This is a genomic window from Desulforhopalus glucosivorans (genome assembly GCF_054397165.1).
Map to the genome: position 1 here is coordinate 1,684,006 of NZ_AP044854.1, position 22,092 is coordinate 1,706,097.

The window sequence follows — 22,092 nt, forward strand, 5'->3', positions numbered from 1 at the left end:
TAGATAGTTGAATACGATCCCAGTTGAGCAGGCAGTGGGCATGGTCCTCCCCCACGACATAACCGTTATTATCAAGGATGTCAAAAAAGGAACAGCTTTCAAAAAAGGTCACATTATTCAGGATTGCGATGTTGAACGCCTTAAAAAATTAGGGAAGGATAATATTTACGTTCTCTCCTTAACTGAAGATGAGATCCACGAAAACGAAGCTGCAGTCTTACTTGCTGATGGCCTTGCTGGTTCCGGGGTTGTTTTTTCTAAGGAAGCTGAAGAAGGTAAGATTTCCCTCATCGCAGAACATGATGGCCTTCTTAAAATTAATAAGGATGCACTTCTTGAGTTTAATATGCTTGGAGAAGTGATGTGTTCAACACTACACAGCAATACGCCTGTAAAAAAAGGTGAAACTATTGCCGGGACACGACTTATTCCCTTGATTGCTCAGCGCAATCTTGTTGATAGAGCAGTTTCAATTTCTTCTGTTCCTGGTTCAATAGTTTCAGTCCGAAAGCTTTCTCCGAAAAAGATTGGTCTGGTAATTACCGGCAATGAGGTCTACTACGGGCGCATAGAAGATAGATTTGAAGAAGTGTTGAGGGAAAAGGGTAGTGACTATGGCTGTGAAATATTGCAGGTGCGAAAAGCACCTGATGATAAGGACACTATTGCAGCTGAGATATCAGCCTGTATCGATGCCGGGTGTGATCTGATTGTCACCAGTGGAGGGATGTCAGTTGATCCCGATGATGTAACCCGTGAAGGAATTATCACGGCTGGAGCAAAAACATCTGTCTATGGTACTCCTGTCCTTCCAGGTGCAATGTTTCTTTCAGGTCTTATAGGTGCGGTTCCAGTACTTGGTCTTCCTGCCTGTGGTATGTTTCATAAAATTACAGTCTTTGACCTTGTTCTGCCACGAATACTAACTGGAGAAAAAATCAGCAGAAAGGAACTTGCTGAACTTGGCCACGGAGGGTTGTGCCGTAACTGTAAAGTCTGCCACTATCCAATCTGTAATTTTGGTAAGTAAATCATAGGACGCTGCAGGTTCAGGGTGCAATATCAGTTCGACTTTAAGCGTACGATGGTTGCACCCCAACTCCCACTGCTTATGTCACCCAGTGAAAAATGACTGACATGGGCATTTCTTTGAAGTAAAGCATGCACAGATCTACGAATATTTCCCTTCCCCTTGCCGTGGATTATTCGCAACTCAAAAATATTTCGTTTCAGACACTCTTCTATATAGTCAGGAATGAGGTATTTGAGATCTTTAGGAGAAAAGCTATGCAGATCAAGGACCCCATCAATGGGTATTTCTACTGGATCTGAATAATCTTCGTCGTTGTCACGTTCTTCGGTCACAACTATCTCCCAAGCATTGTCATAACCAAATCAGCCGCCCGATCTGAGGCTCCAGTTGATCCAAGCTTCTTGTTGACTAAATCAAAATCTTTACGCATTGCCTGTTTCCTGGGATAGGAGTAGAGAAGTGCCATAAGCTCTCTAGAAATTGCCTTCGGTTCTACCTCATCCTGCAAGAGCTCAGTTACAGCGCAGTATTCTGCAATCAGATTTACAAGAGAAAAGAAGTCGAGTTTAACAAGTCGTTTTGCAAGCTTATAGGTGATTGGTGACAGTTTGTACGTCACAACCATCGGAGTATGTAAGATTGCTAATTCAACTGTAACAGTTCCTGAGGCTGCCACCACACAATCACATGCTGACATCAGATCATATCTATCGTCTTCAATAAGACGTACATCGATATTTGAAAACCTACTCAGCCCCGCTTCTTCAAAAACTACTCTGCCAATTGAAGCGGCTTTTGGGATCACAAATATTAATGAGTCTCTAGAGGATTGTTGCAGAAGATGAGCAGATTCCAGAAACACAGGGAGCAGTGACAAAATCTCTCTTGTGCGACTTCCGGGCAGTAGTCCAATGAGTTTTGAGGTGTGGTCTAAACCATAGTGATCAAAAAACTCGGACTTCGACTTACTGGCCTTAACGGAATCAAGTGAGGGATGTCCAACATATGTTGCATCCACACCACGTTCTTTAAAAAAGTTTTCTTCAAACGGAAAGATTACCCCTAATTGATCAGTACGATTTTTAATCGTCTTAACTCGACCAGATCGCCATGCCCATACCTGAGGAGTGATATAATAAAAAACGGGAATTCCAAGTTTTTTCGCTTTTTTGGCAAGGAGTAAGTTAAAATCAGGAAGGTCAATGATAATCAGTAGGTCAGGACGGTCTGCCGCAAGTCTGGTGCGAAGGGCTTTCTGGGCTGTAAGAATATCCCTTAGATGAGAAAAAACCTCAACTATACCAACGACACTGACCTTTTCGGCATCGCAGACGATGTCAACGCCAAGTGACTCAAGTTCAGGTCCACCCATCCCAGAGAATTGAATAGATGGGTCCTTACTCTGCAGGGCGCGAACGAGATTAGACCCATGTAAATCACCGGAGGCCTCTCCAGTGACTATCATTATATTTTTCCCCATATTGTTTAATTAAGAAGAGGGAAGAAAATCTTTAAAGAGGTCCAACTTTTGATGTTCTTTGATCTGCTGCATGACTTGTAGAGCAACCTCAAGCGCCCTTCTCCCCTCAACACCTGAGACTGCGGGCTTACTACGTTCTTCTACATGGGTTACAAATGCCTTGATTTCAGAAAGAAGTGCATCCCCATCTTTAAAGGATCGCAAATCAACCACCTGCTTTGGCATACCAGTTCCCAACAGTTCATCAGATAATTGAATGGTCATGACCTTTTTGTTGCCAAAATCAACATTGATATAACTGCCAGGCTGAAAAATCCGCATTTTACGCTCATTCGTTCTTGAAACCCTACTTACGGTTACATTGGCTGTTGCACCGTTTTCAAAGATAAGCCGTGCATTGGCAATATCAGTATTTAGGGTGGCAACCGGAGCGCCCACTGTGTGAATCGTTTTAATTGGAGAATCGATGATATTTAATATAATATCGATATCATGGATCATTAGATCCAATACAACATCTACATCGACTCCACGGGGTTTAAAGGTAGCTATTCTATTGCTTTCAATAAATACTGGGGTTGTAAGCGATGGCTCCATGGCCATAAGGGCAGGATTAAATCGTTCAAGATGACCAATTTGCAAAATAAGATCCTGGCGCTTTGCCTTAGCAATAAGATCGTCAGCCTCTTCAATTGTCACTGTCATTGGCTTTTCAAGGAGTACATCGACACCGGCATCTAAAAACTCTCCAGCAACCTTGTGATGAAGTGAGGTGGGCACCACAATAGAAACAGCATCGACCTGGGGTAACAACTCTTTATAGTCAGTGTACGCCTTACAGTTACACTCTTTTGCCACTTTTGTAGCTTGCTCAACATCCGGATCAGCAACACCAATCAGGTTAACGCCATCCAGGGCGGCATATTTTTGTGCGTGAAATCGGCCAAGATACCCAACACCGATAACAGCTACGTTAATTTCTTTCATCGAGTACATCCTTAATGTTTCTGAGATTATATTCCCAGATATGCTTTTTGTATGTCTGAATTCTTCAAAAGATCGGAGGCGGGACCAGAAAGGGTAATGTCTCCATTTTCAATAACATAACCACGATCAGCAATATGTAGTGCCTGATTCGCATTCTGTTCAACGAGAAAAATTGTGGTATTATTTTCCTTATTGATCTGCTTAATAATTTCAAATATCTGTTTAATGACAAGAGGCGCAAGCCCCATTGAGGGCTCATCCAGGAGAAGTAACTGTGGTCTTGCCATCAAAGCCCTGGACATCGCAAGCATTTGCTGCTCGCCACCACTCAATGTTCCTCCATCTTGATTCTTTCTTTCTGCAAGGATTGGGAAGAGGTTAAAGACATATTCAAGGTCTTTCTTTATTTCCGACTTATCGTTTCGGAGAAAAGCACCCATATCAAGGTTTTCCTGAACAGATAGTTGAGGAAAGATATGTCGTCCCTCCGGCACCTGACAAATACCAAGCTTGACGATATCATCAGATGGCATTTTCTCTATATTCTTATCCTTGAAGGTAATCGTACCACCACGGGCTGCAACAACGCCAGAGATAGTCATCAAGGTAGTACTTTTCCCAGCACCATTAGCCCCAATAAGAGTAATGATTTCACCCTCATTAATCTCAAGACTCACATCTTTAATTGCCACAATATTGCCGTAGCCGGCTTGTACATTTTCTAACTTAAGCATCAACATCCTCACCTAGATATGCCTTGATAACTTCAGGATTTGTACGAATATCTGCAGGCACACCTTCAGCTATTTTTTTGCCATAGTCCATAACATAAATTCTATCTGATAAACTCATGACAAGTTTCATGTCATGCTCAATCAGCAAAATCGCCTGCCCTTCTGAGGTTATCTTCTGGATAAGATCCTCAAGTTCTAGTGTCTCCTGGGGGTTCATGCCAGCTGCAGGCTCATCAAGAAGGAGCAACAGAGGATCAGTTGCAAGGGCTCTTGCTATTTCAAGTCTTCGCTGGGCACCGTAGGAAAGGTTGTCGGCAAATTCATTTGCAAGGTGGGCAAGTCCAACTTTTTTAAGCAACTCATAGCTGGTATCAAGGATTTCCTGTTCTTCGGTCCTGGTAGCTTTGGTGCGAAAGATTGCACCAAATATGAATGATTTTGTGCGACAATGACGACCTATCATAACATTTTCAAGAACCGTCATTTTAGAAAACAGACGAATATTTTGAAATGTTCTTGCAAGGCCTTTTGTTGTAACCGTGTTTGGTTTCAGCCCTTTGAGGCTTATGCTTTTATCACTACCTGGCGGCGTGAGCATAACATCTCCGGCGGTGGGAGTGTATATTCCGGTAACACAGTTGAAAAATGTGGTTTTGCCGGCTCCATTTGGTCCAATAAGGGCAACAATTTCACCGGAACTAACATTTAGATCGAGTTGGTTAAGTGCACGAATCCCGCCAAAGTCCATTGTAAGACCCGTCACTTTAAGTATTGGAGTAGTCATATGTACTTTATATATACTATTTATCTGTATCGATTTTATATGTCCGGCGTATATTTGAAATAAGCCCTTGAGGTCTAAATACCATCATCGCGACGAGAATACCGCCAAAGGCAAGCATCCTGTATTCTGATAAGGCTCTGAGATATTCTGGCATAAGTATCAGGATTAAGGCACCAAGGATGACACCTACTATCGATCCCATTCCTCCCAGAACGACGATAGAGAGAATGATGGCGGATTCCAGAAATGTAAAACTCGCGGGATTAATAAAGGTAGTTTTAGCAGCAAAAACTACCCCCATGAGTCCTGCCCAGAACGCACCAAGAGAAAAAGCGACAAGCTTCGTCTTCCGCTTGTCTATACCCATAGCCTGACAGGCTATTTCGTCTTCACGAAGAGCAATCCAGGCACGTCCTAGTCTCGAATCCTGCAACCTGTTTACAACAAATATGGTAACAATCACGAAAAGAATCATGATGTAATACATATACAGAATTGAAGTGCTCAGAGACATTTCTATACCAAAGAAACCGGGCCGCGCAATATTTGATATCCCACTGGGCCCCATGGAAAACTCACTCCAGTTTTCAAGAACAAGACGGATAATTTCACCAAAGCCAAGGGTAACAATGGCCAGATAATCACCCCTCAGGCGAAGCACAGGAAAACCAAGAAGAATTCCAGCAATGGCCGCAAATAGTCCTCCAATGGGAAGAACCATCCAAAACCCTAGTCCAAAATGATAGTTTAAAAGTGCATATGAATAGGCACCAACAGCGTAGAAGGCTACAAAACCAAGGTCCAGTAAACCAGCCATACCAACAACAATGTTCAAACCAAGCCCCAAAACTACATACATCAGAGCGGTAATCATGATATTTGTCTGGTAGGTATCAAAGACAAAAGGATAAACAGCAGCAGCAGCTAACATAACAGCAGCAACTATGTTTCTTTTCTTTGGGTTGGCTATAATAGTATGAATCCACGAGTAGGATTCCTTGTCTTTGTCAGACTTGGCTCCTTGTCTTTTGTTATTTCGATATTTGATATATTCGATAAGTGTTCTCATAAGGAAAATACCAACGCCAATATATAGAGCATTTTCCCATCGCCACTCAACAATACGTTCAACTGGATCAACTTTTATCACTAGTATTGGAAATGTAAGAAATACAAACCAAAGTGATATAAGTGCTGTTTTTTTAATTTCTTGATATGACAACATAGCGTTTTGTTATTACACCTTCTGAGTTTCAGCCTTGCCAAGAAGACCGGATGGTTTGAAGATCAGGATGATAACAAGTAAAGAAAATGCAAAAACATCTTCATAATCACTTGAAACATAGCCTGTTGCAAAGCTTTCCGTCAGGCCAAGTATCAGGCTTCCAAGAACTGCACCGGGTATTGAACCAATACCTCCAAGTACCGCGGCTGTGAATGCCTTGATACCAGCAATAAAACCAATATAAAAATTGATCATACCGATGTGAGAGGCAATGAGCATACCACCAATTGCAGCAAGTGCAGAACCGATGATAAAGGTAGCTGATATAATATTATTAACATTAATACCCACAAGCATAGCCATGGTACGATCTTGTGCTGTGGCACGCATAGCCTTACCGATACGGGTGAATTTAATGACAAATGTCAAGATAAGCATGACAACAGTAGTCGTGATCAGAATAACAAGATCTGATGAGCCAACAATATGTGCCACGGGTTCCATGAATTCAAAATCAGGAATAAGAGCGGGGAATGGTAGAAAATCAGATGTTTGAGCTAAAAGCACGTAGTTCTGTAAAAATATTGACATGCCGATTGCGCTGATCAGCGGAGAAAGCCTCGGTGCATGTCGTAGAGGTTTGTAGGCGATTTTCTCAATTGTATACCCATACGCGCTTGACCAAATTGCAGCTGCAACACCTGCAACAACAATAATTGCTAAAAGCGGGAATCCGTATATTGAAAGTACAGTAGCAACAATAAAGGCGGTGAAAGCTCCTATCATGTATATCTCGCCATGGGCGAAATTGATCAAACCGATAATTCCATACACCATAGTATATCCAAGAGCGATAAGTGCATAGATGGAGCCTCTTGTAAGGCCGCTAAAAAGAAGTTCTATAAAATAGTCCATGTCGACAACAAAAAAATACTGAAGCAAAGTTCGTTGCTAATACAAAGAACCTTGCTTCAGATATGAATAGGGAATATTACCAGAATTTACTCTACAACAACGAATTGACCATCTTTTACCATATACATTGAATAGCCGGCTCCAATTGCGTCACCATTTTCATCAAAAGATATTGCACCAATAGGAGTATCAACTTTTTCTGTTTGAAGTACCTTCTTCAAAGCATCAAGATCAGTTGAATCAGCTTTTTGAACAGCATTAAGCATTGCCATTGCTGCTGCATAGGCGTTGTCAAAGAATGCACCAGGATCAGCACCATAAACCTCTTTATGGGTTTTTCTTGCTTCCTGAGCCATTACGTTGCTTGAATTATCTTGTGGTCCTGCGGCATATACACCTTCAGCACTTTCTCCAGCAACCTTAATAAAGGTATCGTCTTTTACACCATCATCAGAAACAAACTTGGTCTTGAGACGCTTCTTTTTCATCATGGTGACGATCTTGGAAGCTTCAGGGTGGTACCCGCCAAAAAGTACAACTTCGGCACCTGAACGTTTAATTTTCTGAACAATTGCAGAATAGTCAACAGCACCTGGAGTGATTCCTTCAAACAAAACGACTTCTGCTTTATTTGAAGCTTCTACATGAGCCTTTGCACCTTCGGCAAGTGGCTTACCGTAGTCACCTTTATCATGGACAACAGCAATTTTCTTTGCACCGAGTGTCTCCATTGCAAAGTCAGCCATTGATGGTCCCTGTGCTGCATTTGGGGCAATTGTTCTGAAAAAATTAGGATAATCACCACTTAAAGTGAGTCCGTCGTTTGTCGCTGAAGGAGACATAACGAGCACGCCGGAATCTTTGTATATTGGCATAGCTGCAACAGTAGCACCAGAGCAGATATGACCAAGAACGATGTCAACCTTATCGGAAACCAGTTTGGTTGCAGTATTTGTTGCTACCTCAGGCTTACAGACATCATCTTCAGTTAGAATTTCAATTTTCTTTCCATTGATACCACCAGCATCATTAAACTTTGCAATCACAAGTTTAGCGGCGTTAACGCTTGGAAGACCATAGGAAGCGAGGTCACCACTATGGGCACCTGCTACACCAAATTTAATGGTACCTTCAGCCAGAGTGAGCGCTGGCGCTGATAGTGCAATGAGAAAACAGGCTGCTGCTGAGAATAACGTACGATTCATGTTCAACTTCATTCTTTCCTCCATCTACTGTAATTAATGAAACCCCTCCCCCTTTCATGCAAATAATGCAGGAATAAAGAGTGAGCATATACCACGAAGTCATGATATTAGTCTTTTGAAACTGATTTTGCAAAAGCTAAAACATACACAAAACAATTCGTTAATATTTTTCCAGATAAAAAGCTATGGTAAACAAACTTGAATCCCTGTTTTTCCTAGGACGCCCTTTTGGCCCGTTATATGGCGTGGCAATGAGTATCAGAGAACAATTATATAAAAAACAAGTTTTCAGCCAACACACTCTAGGTGTCCCTGTAATATCCGTAGGAAATCTTGTTCTCGGTGGTACGGGTAAGACACCCACAGTAATGTTTTTAGCTGAGTTGCTCTCTGAAAACGGATACGCACCTGCAATTGTCAGTCGAGGTTATGGAGGCAAGGCCCGTGGTTTAGTTAATATTGTAAGCAACGGCACCGAAATATTGCTGGATGCAAATGATGCAGGCGATGAGCCTGCCCTGCTCGCCAGCACTTTGGGTCACACGCCTGTGCTTACTGGGAAAAAACGTATAAACCCATGTAGGTATGCGGTAGAAAAACTGGGTGTTGATTGTATTATTTTAGATGATGGTTTTCAGCATATGGGAGTGGCAAGAGATATTAATCTTGTGCTATTTGATGCTGACAACCTCGCCGGCAATAGTCGTATATTCCCCGCGGGTCCACTAAGAGAGCCGGTTTCAGCGCTTAACAGAACCACAGCCTTTCTTATTACTGGGCAGAACCCTTCTAACAGCAAACGCAGTGAGGCCTTCGCGGAACTTCTCCATTCAAAATTTCCAGATACTCCAGTTTTTACAGCTCAAAACTGTAATGCCACCCTTATGAGAACCAACCAGCAGGAACAGAGGGTGGCTGAAATTTGTGATGCCTATGTGTTTTGTGCAATTGCAAACCCCGAACGTGTAACAACAACTGCAGAGGATCTAGGAGTACATGTCATTCACAGTAAATACTTACAGGACCATAAACAGTATAATCAAACAACCGTCACAGAATTGTGCAAAGACGCTGAAGCACGTGGTGCTACGTGTCTTATCACCACTGCAAAAGATTTTGTAAAAATTAAAAGCCTCACATTTTCTCTTCCCATCTTCATTCTTCAAATACAACAACAACCAGAGCAGGCATTTATAGATTACATACTTGAAAATATGCCAGGTAAGAACGGCAAACTGAGCAGGTAACTTCGTTGAACCCGTGTGAAAAGACACGTTGATCTCCTGTAGTGTGTTTTTTTTACCACAGACACAATGCATCTCACACAATCTAATACAAACCAATTCAACTCAATATAGACGGAAATACTGTGAGACGTCAGTGATGTTTTAATTTTCACCGTTATGGCAGGGTAATTGCTTTAATTTAAATATATTTTTCATATACAAGGAATTACTATGTCACTATCTATAGAACCCCATCAATATACCTTAAAAAAAGCTGTGAACTGTTGCGGCGTAGGGCTTCACTCGGGCAGAGCCGTAACTCTTTCTATTAAACCTGCAGATGTAAACAGCGGAATTCGATTCTTTAGGACTGATCTCTCACATAATGTCGCACTGGCTGCACATATGGATCATGTCGTAGATACGCGTCTTGCGACGACTCTTGGCAATGATCATTTTACAATATCCACAACCGAACATCTTATGGCAGCCTTTCATGGTTTTGGTATTGATAATGCAGATGTGGAAATTGATGCCACTGAAGTCCCCATTATGGACGGCTCTGCTGAGCCTTTCTTTACACTTTTTTCCAGTACCGGCAAAATTCAACAAAATGGCTTTAAAAACGTCATACGGATCACAGAACCTGTTTCTTTTGTGGACGGGGATAAAACTATTACTATCTCCCCCTATGAAGGGTTTAAGGTGACAGGTGAAATCTGTTTTGATGACACCTTAATCAAGACACAAAAATTTACATTTGACTTGTTTTCAGGACAATTCGGCAATCAAATAGCGCGCGCCAGAACCTTTGGTTATGTTGAGCAGGTTGAAGAACTTTGGGCGAATGGCCTTGCCAAGGGAAGTTCTCTTGCCAATGTAATTGCCATCCACTGGAACAGAAAATCGGTCTTGAATGAAGACGGCTTGCGATATGATGATGAATTTATTCGCCACAAGGTTCTGGATCTAGTAGGTGATCTTGCTTTACTTGGCGCTCCGGTTTTAGGTCATGTAGAGTCATACAAGGTAGGACACGCCGAGCACCTCGGTTTAATGAAGGCTATTATTGCATCCCCTGAAAGTTTTGAGTTGCTGGAGTTGGGTTCTAAAGAGCCTCCACCTGTCAGCGAGAAACTACCCCGCCAACCAATGAATAAAAAGCCTCTGTTCCCAATATTTAACCGGCAATTGCTTCCTGGTTAGACACTTAAATATAGTTTTTTCACTATATATACAGGTTATACAGTGGATGTATTTTTGCTTCCATCAACACCTTGTATTCTATTAATAAACCTATGCTTTACAACAGCGCTATGCGCTGTTGTAGAGTTGTGAGTTTCATGGATAAGATACAGTATTCATTGGCATTATACTGTGAGTAGTCATTGAATTATCTCGTATAAACAAAGAAGGTACCCGCTTGACGTTCGCCATAAATGTAGTATATTTGAAGACTACAATGCGGTAAAGTTTCATTAGAAAATTGAAGTGAAAGGCCGAAGGCCTTGTAAGACAAGAGTTATCCCGCTCTGTAGCTTTTTTACAGTTTAAGCTTTGCAGGGGTAATTCTTTACAGGAGAGACAATGACATTACTTGAAGGGCTTCTTTGGCTAACGCTTAATGTGTACCATGAAGCGCGATCAGAACCTCAGGTTGGGCAGATTGCAGTTGCACTTGTTACCCTCAACAGGGCGAATGAGCAACATCTGCCGATAAAAACAATTGTGCAGGAACCATATCAATTCAGCTGGACTTTCCAGAAGAAATCTTACTTACCGGATGATCCCAAGGCTTTCCTCGAATGTATGCAATCAGTTTATATTGCACTTCAAACTGAAGATTTTACCCAGGGTGCAACCCACTATCACCTCGACAGTGTAAATCCTTACTGGTCAGCAGACTACACGTATCTTGATCAATTTGGATCCCACAAGTTTTACAAATAGAAAATAATACAAATTTTAAAAGGCCCTGAAGAGAAAAACTTCAGGGCCTTTTTTATTATACTGTAGCGGCTTTGGTGAGCGCCGCGCTAAGTGAATCAAGCTTATCTTTATCCATCTTCACTGAGACAGGATAGATCAGTGTCTTTTCCAGTATTTCTGCAGACTGTGGTAGGGCCTCTGGATCATATACTATCCGTTTCTTTCCACCTGCATCATTAAAAGGATAACCTGATACAATTGGGGTTTTTGCTCCAAGCAAATGCTCCCATTGAGGGTAAAAATGCCAACTATTCTCTGCAAAGTTTATAGCTCCGCAACCATCAGCCTTAAGAGAATCATTTACCCTTTGGCAATGTTCTTTGTCGGTCAGCATAAATGCGAAAAAGCTTGCTGAATCACCCTTTTCATCAACTAAGGTTCTAAATGAAGCCCCAGGAATTTTGGATGCAGCTTCTTTTAGCACAGCCTTGTTTTTTTGCTGGGATTCAACAATGAAATCTAGTTTAGCAAGCTGCGCCAAACCTATCGCTCCTTGAAGCTCCATCATCCGGTAGTTAAATCCGATAAATCGTCGTCCTTCACCACCCCTTGCACCCGGATTCACCTTATGGTCATGACCATGGTCCTGATATTCGGACATTGTACGCCAGAGTTCTTCATCATCAGTGATAATCATGCCACCTTCACCGGTGGTCATTGTTTTCACAGAATCAAAAGAAAAAGTGCCACAACGACCAAAACTTCCAAGGTGTTTTCCATTGATTCTGGCCCCAGCTGCCTGGGCGGTATCTTCGAGCACTGGAATATTATTATTATCTGCTATGGCGATGATTTCAGCAATCCTAGCGGGAGCGCCCAGCATATGTACTGGAATGATGCACTTGGTTTTAGCTGTGATCTTCTTTTCAAGATCGGCTGGATCCATATTAAGAGTTGAATCAATCTCACAAAAAACAGGTATAGCCCCAACCTCAAAAATTGCTTCCCAGGTCGCAACAAAGGTAAAGCCTTGAGTGATAACTTCATCTCCAGGCCCAACCCCCATGGCAGTAAGTGCAACTTTTAAGGCTGCAGTGCCTGAAGTAACGGCTTGTCCAAAAGATGAGTTACAGTATCCAGCGAATTTTTCTTCAAATTCTTTAACCTTATAGATGCCTTTTCTCTGTTCTCCAAATTCATAGCGAAACAGAACGCCCGTATCGAGCACATCCATTATTTCTTTTTTTTCTTCATCACCAAATATTTCAAATCCTGGCATACCAACACTCCCTTCCTAACTTCAGAATTTCTATAATTATTGTATAGTTTTATTTAACGGGTTTCAGGACGCTATTATCGATTAATCGTACCCTGCCGCCAATTTTTGCAGCAACTGCGATAACACTACCCGGCGTAACTTTTTGTTTTGGCAAAAGTGAGTTTATGTCTATAATTTTTGCATACTCAAGCACTGCACCTGATGAGGTAATAATTTCGACCACTTCATCAAGAATGACTTTAGTTTCTACTGCGTCCTTATAATCGTCAACCACCTCTTTTGCTCTGGCAATGGCCTTTGATAAGCACAAGGCAGTTTCCCTGTCGTCATCCAATAAATATTTGTTTCTAGAACTCATTGCAAGGCCATCTGATTCCCTCACAATGGGTCCTGCAATAATATTCACCCCAATATTAAGATCACGTACCAGTTGTCTGATGATTGTTAGTTGCTGAAAATCTTTTTGCCCAAAAACAGCAACACTCGTCTGGGTAATATTGAAAAGCTTTGTTACGACCGTAGCAACACCGTCAAAATGGCCAGGTCTGTCGGCACCGCACAAATCACTCGCAAGTTTCGGCACACTTATACAGGTCTGAAAAGAGCTGTCATACATCTCCTCATCAGATGGTGCAAAGATAAGATCTGCCCCATGATCTTCAGCGAGATTACAATCGGTCTCAAACTGCCTTGGATATGCGTCTAAATCTTCTCCTGGCCCAAACTGCATGGGGTTCACAAAAATAGAGACTATGACAAGGTCTCCATTTTTTCTTGCGATATCAATCAGGCTTAAATGCCCATCATGCAGGCAACCCATAGTAGGGACCAGAGCAATTGATCTGCCTTCACTCCGCTTACGAGTCGACCAAAGGGTCATCTCATTAACTGATTTGATTATTTTCACAGTAGAGCCTTTAGTCTCGCAACTTTTGCTTCTATTTCTTTTCTAGACTGGGCGAAATTAGGATCATCGGCGGCAGTTAGTACAAAGTTATTGAGAACAGCAATGGCCTTATCGATATTGCCCTGAGCTTCTTCCAGACGACCAAGCCCGATATAACCAATAGACTCAAATCCTTTGATCTCTTTCAGCAGTTCATACTGCTTTGTTGCATCCGAGTATTTTTTATCACCCTCATACGCTTGGGCGAGGCCAAAAACCACGAGTGGGTACAGAGGATTTTCAATGTCACTTTTTTCAACAAGTGATTTATATTTTTCAGCTGCCGCAGAAAAATCACTGTTTTTCATGTCAAGATGGGCGAGTTCAACCTCTGCCCAGATGGCAGAAGTGGTGCTTGCGTAGTTTGCGATTACCTCAGAAAGTGCAGCGCCTCGCGTGGCTGGATCTTTTTCTACGGCAAGAGAAAGAGCAGTGGCAGCTTCCTCTCTCTGTTTTTCAACATAGGAACCATAGAGGGACCAGGCAACAACAGCTACAATCACGATACCTATCAAGACCTGAATTATACGCTGGTTTTTACGGATAAATGTTATAGCTTTTGGTGGCAGATTGAAATGTTCAAGTAATCCTTCCACTTGATCCATTGTACTTTCTTCTGTTAAACGTTTATTAAACGCACTCTCGGTGGACATGCGATTTCCCTCCATAAGGTTTATGTTTTGTTTTAAATTTACTATAGTTGGTAGACGGCCAATATAAACCATAGGCGCACCTCTGTCCATTCGTAAACGATGCATTATCATTCATTCTCTAAAAGATAATTCAGGTACATGACTACATCAAAATCTCAAACTATTCTCACCGTTACCCAATTGACACGGGCAATTAAAAATAATCTCGAAAATGAATATCGTTTTGTGCGTATCAGCGGTGAGATATCAAACCTTAAAACCCCTTATTCAGGGCATTCCTACTTCACACTAAAAGATAGTGGTGCACAGATTCGTGGCGTACTATTTAAGCAACAAAAACGCTTTGTAAGCATCGATTTAAAAGATGGACAGGAGGTTGTCTGTTTTGGCAGGGTAACCGTATATGAACCACGGGGGGATTATCAATTAATCCTTGATAGTGTCGAGCTCTTTGGAAAAGGTAAATTACAAAGGGAATTTGAGGCTCTAAAAGAAAAACTGTCTCTTAAGGGCTACTTTGACAAAGAAATCAAAAAAGAAATCCCGGCCTTCCCTAAAAAGATCATCGTCATTTCATCTGCAACAGGGGCGGCTCTTCAGGATTTCCTAAAGATTGTTAGAACACGACACTCTCCCTTACATATACAAATCATTCCGGCACTGATGCAAGGAAAGGATGCTCCTGCTGATATCATAAAGGCTCTCTCCATTGCAGAAAAACAATCAGACGTTGATGCTATTGTGCTTTGCCGAGGTGGAGGTTCCATTGAAGATCTCTGGGCGTTTAACGATGAACAGGTTGCAGACTCAATCTTTAAGTGCCGGATTCCTGTTGTTACGGGTATCGGTCATGAAATTGATTTTACCATAGCTGATTTTTGTGCAGATTTTAGAGCACCCACCCCTACTGCCGCTGCAGAAAGCCTGACAACTGACACTGGAAATGTACTGAGCTTACTCGCAGGTCTCCAGAGAAGACTCACCAGAACTATGGAACAACTACTCTCTTCATATGACGTGCGTTTACGGCACAATCTTAGGGAACTGAGTAATTTCTCTCGTCATCTTGTCCGGGGGGAACACAGACTTTCACTTGGCAGGTCCTACTTACTCCAGGCTATGGACGAGAAACTCTCATCTCTTGATTCCAGGCTACAGATGAGTACGGCCAGACTACAAGGACAGGCTCCTCTTTCGAAAATTGAATTACAGCAAAACCTGCTATCACACTTGAAAAAACAATTAGTGGGAAGTATGCAGACAATCATTAACACACATGATGCTAAACTTGGCTCCCAGGCGGCACTTCTTAATAGTGTCAGCCCCCTTGCGACCCTTGCTCGAGGTTATTCTGTGGTACGAAAACAAAACTATGAAGGTAAACCGACCACGGTAATAACCGACAGTACTTCAGTGAAACCAGGTGATGCAGTAAGTGTACTACTTCATAAGGGTGAAATTGACTGCCTGGTGGTAGGTAGGGAAGAGTAGGAAGAGAGTCGATACTATACGCAGCTCTTATCTGAGCTGGTGAGACAAAAAGCAACTGGCTCATTATTATTCAGCCAGTTGCTTGCATGATTACAACAGTTCAAGGCCTGAGAAGAAGTAACCTATCTCAAACGCTGCAGTATCAGGAGCATCAGAACCATGGGTTGCATTCTCTCCAAGAGAGGCACCAAACTCCTTTCGTAATGTTCCTTCGGCGGCATCAGCCGGATTAGTAGCTCCCATCAGATCGCGCCATTTTTTAATCGCACCCTCTGCTTCTAGAGTCATTACGATGCAAGGGCCGCTACTCATAAACTCTGTGAGCTCATCGAAAAATGGCTTACCTTTGTGGACATGATAAAAACCTTCTGCTTCAGCAACACTCATATATATTTTTTTAAGGCCAACTACTGTAAATCCTTCTTCATATATTCTACTTAAAATCTTGCCACTGTTCCCGTCCGCAAAAGCATTAGGCTTAATGATACCAAAGGTCCTTTCCATTTTCGATTCTCCCCAAAAAATATAAATGTGTAGTCGCTGTACAGCAGCAACGTATAAAAGATTACATTCTTTACAAAATCTACGTGGTTTTTCTGTTTACCATAAACTCAAGAGATACATAAAAGATAGCGCCATATATATCAAGTAATTACCAAAGAAAAGAGGTGTCTTGTTATAAGAGCGAGACAAACGAAGAGAAAGATAGCCACAACGACAAGTCGGTTAACCTGCCCTATATGCTCAGGATTGATAGGGGTGAGGTTGTCTCCTATATATGGTTTTTCAACTAATGTGCCAAAATAGATAGATGGACCGCCAAGCCGTACGCCTAAGGCACCTGCTACAGCGGCTTCAGGATGAGCGGCGTTGGGGCTTGAGTGGTTGGCACGATCGCGAAAATAGATCACAGCACTATTTCTGTAATTAAACCGAAGAACAAATGCAGAAATTATGAGAATAACTCCGCTTATCCTTGCCGGGATAAAGTTGACCAGATCATCAAGCCTGGCTGCAGCTCTTCCAAGGTCGATATATTGATCGTTTTTGTAACCGATCATTGAGTCCATGGTGTTTATCGCCTTATAGGCAAAGATGCCCAGGGCGGAACAGCCTATAGGACTAAGTGGCAGCACAGGGGCCAGAAAACTTGAAAGTATTGCAAAAAATACCGGAGCAGTCGCGCCATCAACCATGTTTTCAGCGACGGTTTCTACACAGGCTCTTGTTATTGCCTCCTGGTTGAGTTCAGAGGTATCCCTTCCAACAATTTTACCAACCTCTTTTCGGCCGTTTTCAAGAGGGTTGTCTGATAACAGAGCGCTATACACCGCAGTACTGTGAACGAGAAGGTCTTTGGTGGAAAAGGCCATATAGATAAGAACCACTGCTAAAATCGTTTCAAGATGCACTGAGTAGAGCTGTGCAACATAGATTAGAGAAAACACTATGGCTATGGTAGCACCAATAACACTTATAACGATGAGTTTGCCGGCAAGGCGTAGGTTTGAGATTCTTCGCCGAAAAAAAACTTCACATTTTGAAATGAACCAACCTATTCCGCAAACGGGGTGTGGATACCACCTGGGATCGCCAAAAATAGAATCAAGAACCAGACTAAAAATAAGCAGGAATGAATAGTCCATTTACAGACCCATGATCTTATACAGTCCTTCAACATCTATAGCTTCTCGGACAACACTGGCAAGATTATCAAATGATTCTTCTAAATCATACGGTGCAACAACCTTCCCTTTAGGAGCAAGGCCCTTTTTGGTACGCAGCCCGTCAATAAACCATCTCCTGAACTGATCAGCATCAAATATACCGTGCAGGTATGTGCCCCAAACCCTTTCTCCAGGCCGGCTTGTACCGCACACAGAAGTATCGTTGAATACCAGGACCGGAGTATCTGTGTCAGTTGAAATACCGTGGTGTATTTCATAACCAAACACCCTTTGCCCTGAGGTTGTATGCACACCCTCTTTTCGAACAAGGTTTTTTTCCCTTTCAAGGATTGTATCCATCGGCAGAAGCCCCAAACCTGTAAGACCGTTTTCACCGCAGAGTGATGATTCAAGCTTATAGGGGTCTTTTATAGATCTGCCAAGCATCTGGTAGCCCCCACAGATTCCGACCACTTCCACTCCCCTCTCATATTCTGTAAGGACTGCATCACGCAGGCCACTCTTTACTAAATACTCAAGATCATGGATCACATTTTTTGATCCAGGTAAAATTATGGCATCACAACCGGCAAGGCCTTCAACGCTATCGACAATACAAACACTTACGTCCGGCTCTTCAAGAAATGGTTCAACATCTGTGAAGTTAGATATGTGGGGTAAGTTAATGACAGCCAGCCTAATGCCCTGCTCTTTAGCTTTAGTATTAAAGCTTCCCTTTTTAAAAGAAACCGAATCCTCTTCCGGAATACCCAGATCCATAATGTGAGGAATCACACCGAGTACATTTCTACCAGTATGTAAGAGCAGATAATCATGGGCACTTTGAAGGAGTGAGGCCTGACCACGAAACTTATTAACCATAAACCCGGCAACCATGTTTCTTTCCCATTCAGCGAGTACTTCCATGATCCCGACAAATGAAGCGTATACTCCACCTCTATCAATATCTCCGACCAAAATGACAGGAGCCTCTGCGTACTGAGCCATACGCATGTTAACAATGTCGTCATGTTTAAGGTTAACTTCACCCGGTGACCCCGCACCTTCAAGTATAACCGCATCAAAATCTGCAGCTAAAAGATCATAGGCCTTACAAACCTCAGGCCAGGCTGTAGGCTTGTATTTGCCGTATTCGTTAACCGTCATATTTCCAACAGGCTTGCCGTTAACTATCACCTGGCTACCTGTGTCTGAATTTGGTTTTAAGAGTATTGGGTTCATGCGACAGTGCGGATCAAGCTTTGCTGCCTGGGCCTGAACAACCTGAGCACGTCCCATTTCATCGCCCTGCATAGTAACAAAGGAGTTCAGGGACATATTTTGTGATTTAAAGGGGGCCACTGACATACCATCCTGAACCATTATCCGACAAAGTGCTGTGGTCAGTATAGATTTCCCTGCATCTGAGCAGGTTCCCTGGAACATGATAGAAGGTGTTTTACGCCTTCTCTTTATGTTACTTTCTGGTTGAAAGAATAACTGTAACACCTCGACTAATCGAAGGTTTTCACGCTTAGTCCTGACAGCCACTCGGAAAAACTTATCGGGCTCTTCAATACCTCTGTAATTATCACAGGGGCGAATGAGAATTCCGTTTTTTATGCAGTGCTTACGAAGAGTTAAACTATCGCTTTTTAAAAGTTTAATAAGAAGATAATTCACTGTGGAACTAAAGACTCGAAGCTCTGGAATTGCTGAGAGTTGCTCAGTGAGTTCGACCCGGAGTAATGAACATTCTTCAATGGATGCTTTTTGGTATTCTTTATCCTGTACAGCACGCTCACCAACAGCCTGGGCGAAGGTGTTCACTGTCCATGGTGGAAGTTGACGTTTAAGTAACGCAACAGACCTCTCAGACATGGTGGCATAACCGAGTCGTAGTCCCGGTACTGCGTAAAACTTCGTCATGGAGTTTAGGGTTATTACGTTCTCTGCAGTACAGCTCAGTGACTGGTAATGATCAATAAAGTCGAGAAACGCCTCATCAAAGAGAAAGGTCACTTCAGGATTGGCCTTTACAAGATCAAGAAGGTCGTTTCGTATTGGCAGCTTTCCTGTTGGGTTATTTGGGGTGGCAATGACAGTAAGGTCCCCTGGCTGTAGCATCGTAGAAAGCTTACCAAGATCAAGACAAAAGTCATTCTGCTCTTGGAGGTTAAAGAACACAACATCTCTTTGCGCAACTTCGGCAGCCCTCACATAATCAACGTAGCTTGGGACAGGAACAATGACTCTTTTGGCTGGAATCGCTTTCATTATTGCATAGAGCAATTCAGTCGTACCGTTTCCAGCTATTACGCACTCAGCATCGATTGCATGATGTACAGCGATTGAATCAAGAAGATCACGATTCTCCGGATCCGGATAGTGGAAGATCTGATCAAGTTCTCTTGCAAGAAGGGGTCGCAACCACTCTGGAGGACCAAGGGGATTGATGTTGGCACTAAAATCCATAATCTGCTCGCCGCACTCTGCTGCGTCTCTTAAGGCCTTATGAATATTTCCACCATGTTCGAATGTTTTCATTACAGCAAAAGCCTCTATAAAGTAACGGATAAGGTCGCAGAAAAAGCAATGGCTACAACCATTTCGGCGAGTTCACAATTAGCACCCAAGGTATCCCCAGTTGCACCACCAATTTTGTTTTTGCACCACGTGTTAAAGAAAACAAAAGTAACGGCCAGGAAAAAAACAACAAGAAGAAGTCGCTGGGGTGAAAAGACGACAAGACAGGCCAGCAAGGCGATAACGCCATACAGAGCAAAGCGTCGCACTAGACGACTATAAAAGAGATTACCTAGCCCACCTTCTTCGCGTGCATAGGGAAGTAACGCCATTGTGCAAAGAATCATTACTCTGCCAGCAAAGGGCATGAAAAATACAGCTACTGGCATGAGTACAGAGTCAATGGAGGTAAGCGCACTGTACTTTGTTAAGAGCACTATGACTGTGACAATAACCCCCATGGCCCCAACCCTGCTATCTTTCATGATTTCCATGGAGCGATCTCTCGGTCTTGAACTAAGCAGTCCATCACCACTATCAGATAACCCATCAAGATGAAGACAGCCGGAGATAAAGGCAAGAAAAGTAACGACAATAGAAGCAACAACCTGCTGGGGAAGGAACAATTGAGACACTATGGTCAAAAGAGAACAGAGTGAACCTATAATCAATCCAATAACAGGGAAGTAGAGTAGACTTTCCTTGAAGTATTCTCCATCAAGCTCAGCTCCCCTGACAACTGGAATAATAGTGAGGAATCTCATTGCCGCGAGAAAACACCTCATCTGTTTTGCTGGCCATCCGGCTTGTGTCTCTTTCATGGGTGAGCGCCTTACTTTGGATATTCTGATACAGAAAATATCCAGAGTGAATAAAAGATCAGTGGGTTAAGACAAGGAGGTGGTATAACTCCTGGCCTTAGATTATTTGTCTGCTCCGGCAACAGCTGCCTCTTCAAATGTGGCAACTTCTGTGAGAATTGCTACTGCACCTTCTACCAGATTCATGGCAACAGCTGCCCCAGTCCCCTCTCCAAGCCGGAAGTTAAGATCAAGTAGAGGTTTTTTACAACCAAGGTGCTCCTGCATAGCCTTATGCCCAGGCTCAACGGAGCGGTGAGCAAAGATCAAATAATCTTTCACAAATGGTTCAATGGTGCTCGCTATTAGAGCACCCGCAGTGGAGATAAACCCATCTATAATAATTGGTTTTTGATTTGCAGCAGCACCGAGGATTAGACCTGCAATACCACCAATTTCAAATCCTCCTACCTTGGCAAGGATGTCCACACCATCAGACGCGGATATAGAATTAACTTCAATCGCTCTCTTTATAACCTCAATCTTGTGCGACAATTGCTCGTCATCAAGCCCTGTGCCTCGCCCTGTCAATTCTTCCACACTCTTTTTGGTACAAACGGCAGCTATTGCAGCAGAAGGGGTGGTGTTGCCAATTCCCATATCGCCTGTACCAAATAGATCTGTGGTTTTTGCGAGATCATTTGCTATATCTATACCAGACTCAAGCGCGCGAACAGCCATGGCTCTACTCATAGCAGGGCCTACCGCGATATTATCCGTTCCAAGACCTACTTTTTTGTTAATAATCTTTCCAGCTTCAGCGAGGTCTTTTAAATCTGCGTTAACGCCCATATCAACTACAATAACATCAGCACCGGCCTGTCGAGCAAGAGCATTGATACCTGCTCCTCCATTGACAAAGTTGTAGACCATTTGAGGTGTCACTTCACTTGGAAATTTGGAAACACCTTCAGCAACAACGCCATGATCAGCTGCCATTGTGACAACAGTTTTCTTAGCGACGACCGGATTCACTGAGCGTGTCATGCCAGCAAGTTCGATGGCAAGATCCATCAAGTCGCCAAGAGCCCAATGGGGTATAGCAAGATTATCAAGTCGGTCCTTGGCCAAATCTCTTGCGGAACTGTCCTGGGGGAAAATATCTTTTATGGTGCGTTCGAGCAAACCCATATTCAAAAACTCCTTACATTC

21 protein-coding genes are annotated in these 22,092 nt (G+C 42.8%); 5 read left to right on the plus strand and 16 right to left on the minus strand.

All coding sequences use genetic code 11. The features are described 5' to 3' along the window. The first annotated feature begins 7 nt into the window (after nt 1–7). The gene (locus tag ACX6CI_RS07175; RefSeq protein ID WP_458777480.1) at nt 8–1,030 is read left to right on the plus strand and encodes a molybdopterin-binding protein; all 1,023 of its coding nucleotides are present in this window, start codon (nt 8–10) and stop codon (nt 1,028–1,030) included. A gap of 32 nt (nt 1,031–1,062) precedes the next feature. Here the strand turns inward: ACX6CI_RS07175 and ACX6CI_RS07180 are convergent, their stop codons facing one another. The 8 genes from ACX6CI_RS07180 to ACX6CI_RS07215 form a co-directional block, all read right to left on the minus strand. Continuing rightward, nucleotides 1,063–1,365 (minus strand): Smr/MutS family protein, encoded by a 303-nt coding sequence (locus tag ACX6CI_RS07180; protein WP_458777481.1) that lies wholly within the window; start codon nt 1,363–1,365, stop codon nt 1,063–1,065. Between the two features lie 2 nt (nt 1,366–1,367). After that, nucleotides 1,368–2,498 (minus strand): lipid-A-disaccharide synthase, encoded by a 1,131-nt coding sequence (gene lpxB / locus ACX6CI_RS07185; RefSeq protein WP_458777482.1) that lies wholly within the window; start codon nt 2,496–2,498, stop codon nt 1,368–1,370. 24 nt (nt 2,499–2,522) lie between these two features. Further along, nucleotides 2,523–3,500, minus strand: coding sequence for a Gfo/Idh/MocA family protein (locus ACX6CI_RS07190; RefSeq protein WP_458777483.1), 978 nt, complete (start codon nt 3,498–3,500; stop codon nt 2,523–2,525). 26 nt (nt 3,501–3,526) lie between these two features. After that, nucleotides 3,527–4,234 carry an ABC transporter ATP-binding protein gene (locus tag ACX6CI_RS07195; RefSeq protein WP_458777484.1) on the minus strand — a complete coding sequence of 236 codons (708 nt, stop codon included), beginning with the start codon at nt 4,232–4,234 and terminating at the stop codon, nt 3,527–3,529. Further along, entirely contained in the window at nt 4,227–5,018 is a 792-nt protein-coding gene (locus tag ACX6CI_RS07200; RefSeq protein ID WP_458777485.1) for an ABC transporter ATP-binding protein, read from the minus strand. The genes ACX6CI_RS07195 and ACX6CI_RS07200 overlap by 8 nt, the downstream gene beginning before the upstream one ends. Before the next feature lie 16 nt (nt 5,019–5,034). After that, entirely contained in the window at nt 5,035–6,243 is a 1,209-nt protein-coding gene (gene livM / locus ACX6CI_RS07205) for a high-affinity branched-chain amino acid ABC transporter permease LivM (RefSeq protein ID WP_458777486.1), read from the minus strand. Nucleotides 6,244–6,255: 12 nt separating this feature from the next. Beyond that, on the minus strand, nt 6,256–7,158 hold the full coding sequence (locus ACX6CI_RS07210; RefSeq protein ID WP_458777487.1) for a branched-chain amino acid ABC transporter permease: 903 nt from the start codon (nt 7,156–7,158) through the stop codon (nt 6,256–6,258). An 86-nt stretch (nt 7,159–7,244) separates the two neighbouring features. Continuing rightward, the gene (locus ACX6CI_RS07215) at nt 7,245–8,375 is read right to left on the minus strand and encodes a branched-chain amino acid ABC transporter substrate-binding protein (RefSeq protein WP_458777488.1); all 1,131 of its coding nucleotides are present in this window, start codon (nt 8,373–8,375) and stop codon (nt 7,245–7,247) included. Between the two features lie 173 nt (nt 8,376–8,548). On the opposite strand from ACX6CI_RS07215, the gene lpxK reads away from it, so the two are divergent. The 3 genes from lpxK to ACX6CI_RS07230 all read left to right on the plus strand — a co-directional run bounded on the left by lpxK (nt 8,549) and on the right by ACX6CI_RS07230 (nt 11,539). Then, nucleotides 8,549–9,610 carry a tetraacyldisaccharide 4'-kinase gene (lpxK, locus tag ACX6CI_RS07220; RefSeq protein ID WP_458777489.1) on the plus strand — a complete coding sequence of 354 codons (1,062 nt, stop codon included), beginning with the start codon at nt 8,549–8,551 and terminating at the stop codon, nt 9,608–9,610. 210 nt (nt 9,611–9,820) lie between these two features. Further along, nucleotides 9,821–10,795 (plus strand): UDP-3-O-acyl-N-acetylglucosamine deacetylase, encoded by a 975-nt coding sequence (lpxC, locus tag ACX6CI_RS07225; protein ID WP_458777490.1) that lies wholly within the window; start codon nt 9,821–9,823, stop codon nt 10,793–10,795. A gap of 381 nt (nt 10,796–11,176) precedes the next feature. Continuing rightward, nucleotides 11,177–11,539, plus strand: a complete 363-nt coding sequence (locus tag ACX6CI_RS07230) for a cell wall hydrolase (protein ID WP_458777491.1) — start codon at nt 11,177–11,179, stop codon at nt 11,537–11,539. Nucleotides 11,540–11,594: 55 nt separating this feature from the next. Here ACX6CI_RS07230 and ACX6CI_RS07235 read toward each other — a convergent pair whose 3' ends face one another. The 3 genes from ACX6CI_RS07235 to ACX6CI_RS07245 are packed head-to-tail and all read right to left on the minus strand — an operon-like array spanning nt 11,595 to nt 14,396. Continuing rightward, a complete protein-coding gene (locus ACX6CI_RS07235) occupies nt 11,595–12,797 on the minus strand; it encodes a DegT/DnrJ/EryC1/StrS family aminotransferase (RefSeq protein WP_458777492.1) in 1,203 nt (400 codons plus the stop codon). A 49-nt stretch (nt 12,798–12,846) separates the two neighbouring features. Further along, nucleotides 12,847–13,704, minus strand: coding sequence for a pantoate--beta-alanine ligase (gene panC / locus ACX6CI_RS07240; protein ID WP_458777493.1), 858 nt, complete (start codon nt 13,702–13,704; stop codon nt 12,847–12,849). Then, complete coding sequence (locus tag ACX6CI_RS07245; protein WP_458777494.1) at nt 13,701–14,396, minus strand: YfgM family protein; 696 nt, start codon at nt 14,394–14,396, stop codon at nt 13,701–13,703. Before ACX6CI_RS07245 ends, panC begins: the two co-directional genes overlap by 4 nt. 138 nt (nt 14,397–14,534) lie before the next feature. On the opposite strand from ACX6CI_RS07245, the gene xseA reads away from it, so the two are divergent. Continuing rightward, the gene (xseA, locus tag ACX6CI_RS07250; protein ID WP_458777495.1) at nt 14,535–15,887 is read left to right on the plus strand and encodes an exodeoxyribonuclease VII large subunit; all 1,353 of its coding nucleotides are present in this window, start codon (nt 14,535–14,537) and stop codon (nt 15,885–15,887) included. Between the two features lie 90 nt (nt 15,888–15,977). On the opposite strand, the gene ndk is transcribed toward xseA, so the two are convergent. The 5 genes from ndk to cobT form a co-directional block, all read right to left on the minus strand. After that, nucleotides 15,978–16,391, minus strand: coding sequence for a nucleoside-diphosphate kinase (ndk, locus tag ACX6CI_RS07255; RefSeq protein WP_458777496.1), 414 nt, complete (start codon nt 16,389–16,391; stop codon nt 15,978–15,980). A 140-nt stretch (nt 16,392–16,531) separates the two neighbouring features. Then, nucleotides 16,532–17,533 carry an adenosylcobinamide-phosphate synthase CbiB gene (gene cbiB, locus ACX6CI_RS07260; RefSeq protein WP_458777497.1) on the minus strand — a complete coding sequence of 334 codons (1,002 nt, stop codon included), beginning with the start codon at nt 17,531–17,533 and terminating at the stop codon, nt 16,532–16,534. Then, nucleotides 17,534–20,101: a cobyric acid synthase gene (locus ACX6CI_RS07265; protein ID WP_458777498.1), complete on the minus strand. Its 2,568-nt coding sequence runs from the start codon at nt 20,099–20,101 to the stop codon at nt 17,534–17,536. Between the two features lie 14 nt (nt 20,102–20,115). Then, nucleotides 20,116–20,901, minus strand: coding sequence for an adenosylcobinamide-GDP ribazoletransferase (cobS, locus tag ACX6CI_RS07270; RefSeq protein WP_458777499.1), 786 nt, complete (start codon nt 20,899–20,901; stop codon nt 20,116–20,118). Between the two features lie 102 nt (nt 20,902–21,003). Further along, complete coding sequence (cobT, locus tag ACX6CI_RS07275; protein ID WP_458777500.1) at nt 21,004–22,071, minus strand: nicotinate-nucleotide--dimethylbenzimidazole phosphoribosyltransferase; 1,068 nt, start codon at nt 22,069–22,071, stop codon at nt 21,004–21,006. Nucleotides 22,072–22,092: the final 21 nt, after the last annotated feature.

Coding starts and splice junctions, on each gene's coding strand:
- lpxK (WP_458777489.1), top strand. CDS start 8,549: ATGGTAAACAAACTTGAATCCCTGTTTTTCCTAGGACGCCCTTTTGGC.
- ndk (WP_458777496.1), bottom strand. CDS start 16,391: ATGGAAAGGACCTTTGGTATCATTAAGCCTAATGCTTTTGCGGACGGG.
- lpxC (WP_458777490.1), top strand. CDS start 9,821: ATGTCACTATCTATAGAACCCCATCAATATACCTTAAAAAAAGCTGTG.
- cobT (WP_458777500.1), bottom strand. CDS start 22,071: ATGGGTTTGCTCGAACGCACCATAAAAGATATTTTCCCCCAGGACAGT.
- cobS (WP_458777499.1), bottom strand. CDS start 20,901: ATGAAAGAGACACAAGCCGGATGGCCAGCAAAACAGATGAGGTGTTTT.
- ACX6CI_RS07215 (WP_458777488.1), bottom strand. CDS start 8,375: ATGAAGTTGAACATGAATCGTACGTTATTCTCAGCAGCAGCCTGTTTT.
- xseA (WP_458777495.1), top strand. CDS start 14,535: ATGACTACATCAAAATCTCAAACTATTCTCACCGTTACCCAATTGACA.
- ACX6CI_RS07200 (WP_458777485.1), bottom strand. CDS start 5,018: ATGACTACTCCAATACTTAAAGTGACGGGTCTTACAATGGACTTTGGC.
- ACX6CI_RS07235 (WP_458777492.1), bottom strand. CDS start 12,797: ATGCCAGGATTTGAAATATTTGGTGATGAAGAAAAAAAAGAAATAATG.
- ACX6CI_RS07245 (WP_458777494.1), bottom strand. CDS start 14,396: ATGTCCACCGAGAGTGCGTTTAATAAACGTTTAACAGAAGAAAGTACA.
- ACX6CI_RS07230 (WP_458777491.1), top strand. CDS start 11,177: ATGACATTACTTGAAGGGCTTCTTTGGCTAACGCTTAATGTGTACCAT.
- ACX6CI_RS07190 (WP_458777483.1), bottom strand. CDS start 3,500: ATGAAAGAAATTAACGTAGCTGTTATCGGTGTTGGGTATCTTGGCCGA.
- lpxB (WP_458777482.1), bottom strand. CDS start 2,498: ATGATAGTCACTGGAGAGGCCTCCGGTGATTTACATGGGTCTAATCTC.
- ACX6CI_RS07210 (WP_458777487.1), bottom strand. CDS start 7,158: ATGGACTATTTTATAGAACTTCTTTTTAGCGGCCTTACAAGAGGCTCC.
- cbiB (WP_458777497.1), bottom strand. CDS start 17,533: ATGGACTATTCATTCCTGCTTATTTTTAGTCTGGTTCTTGATTCTATT.
- ACX6CI_RS07195 (WP_458777484.1), bottom strand. CDS start 4,234: ATGCTTAAGTTAGAAAATGTACAAGCCGGCTACGGCAATATTGTGGCA.
- ACX6CI_RS07265 (WP_458777498.1), bottom strand. CDS start 20,101: ATGAAAACATTCGAACATGGTGGAAATATTCATAAGGCCTTAAGAGAC.
- livM (WP_458777486.1), bottom strand. CDS start 6,243: ATGTTGTCATATCAAGAAATTAAAAAAACAGCACTTATATCACTTTGG.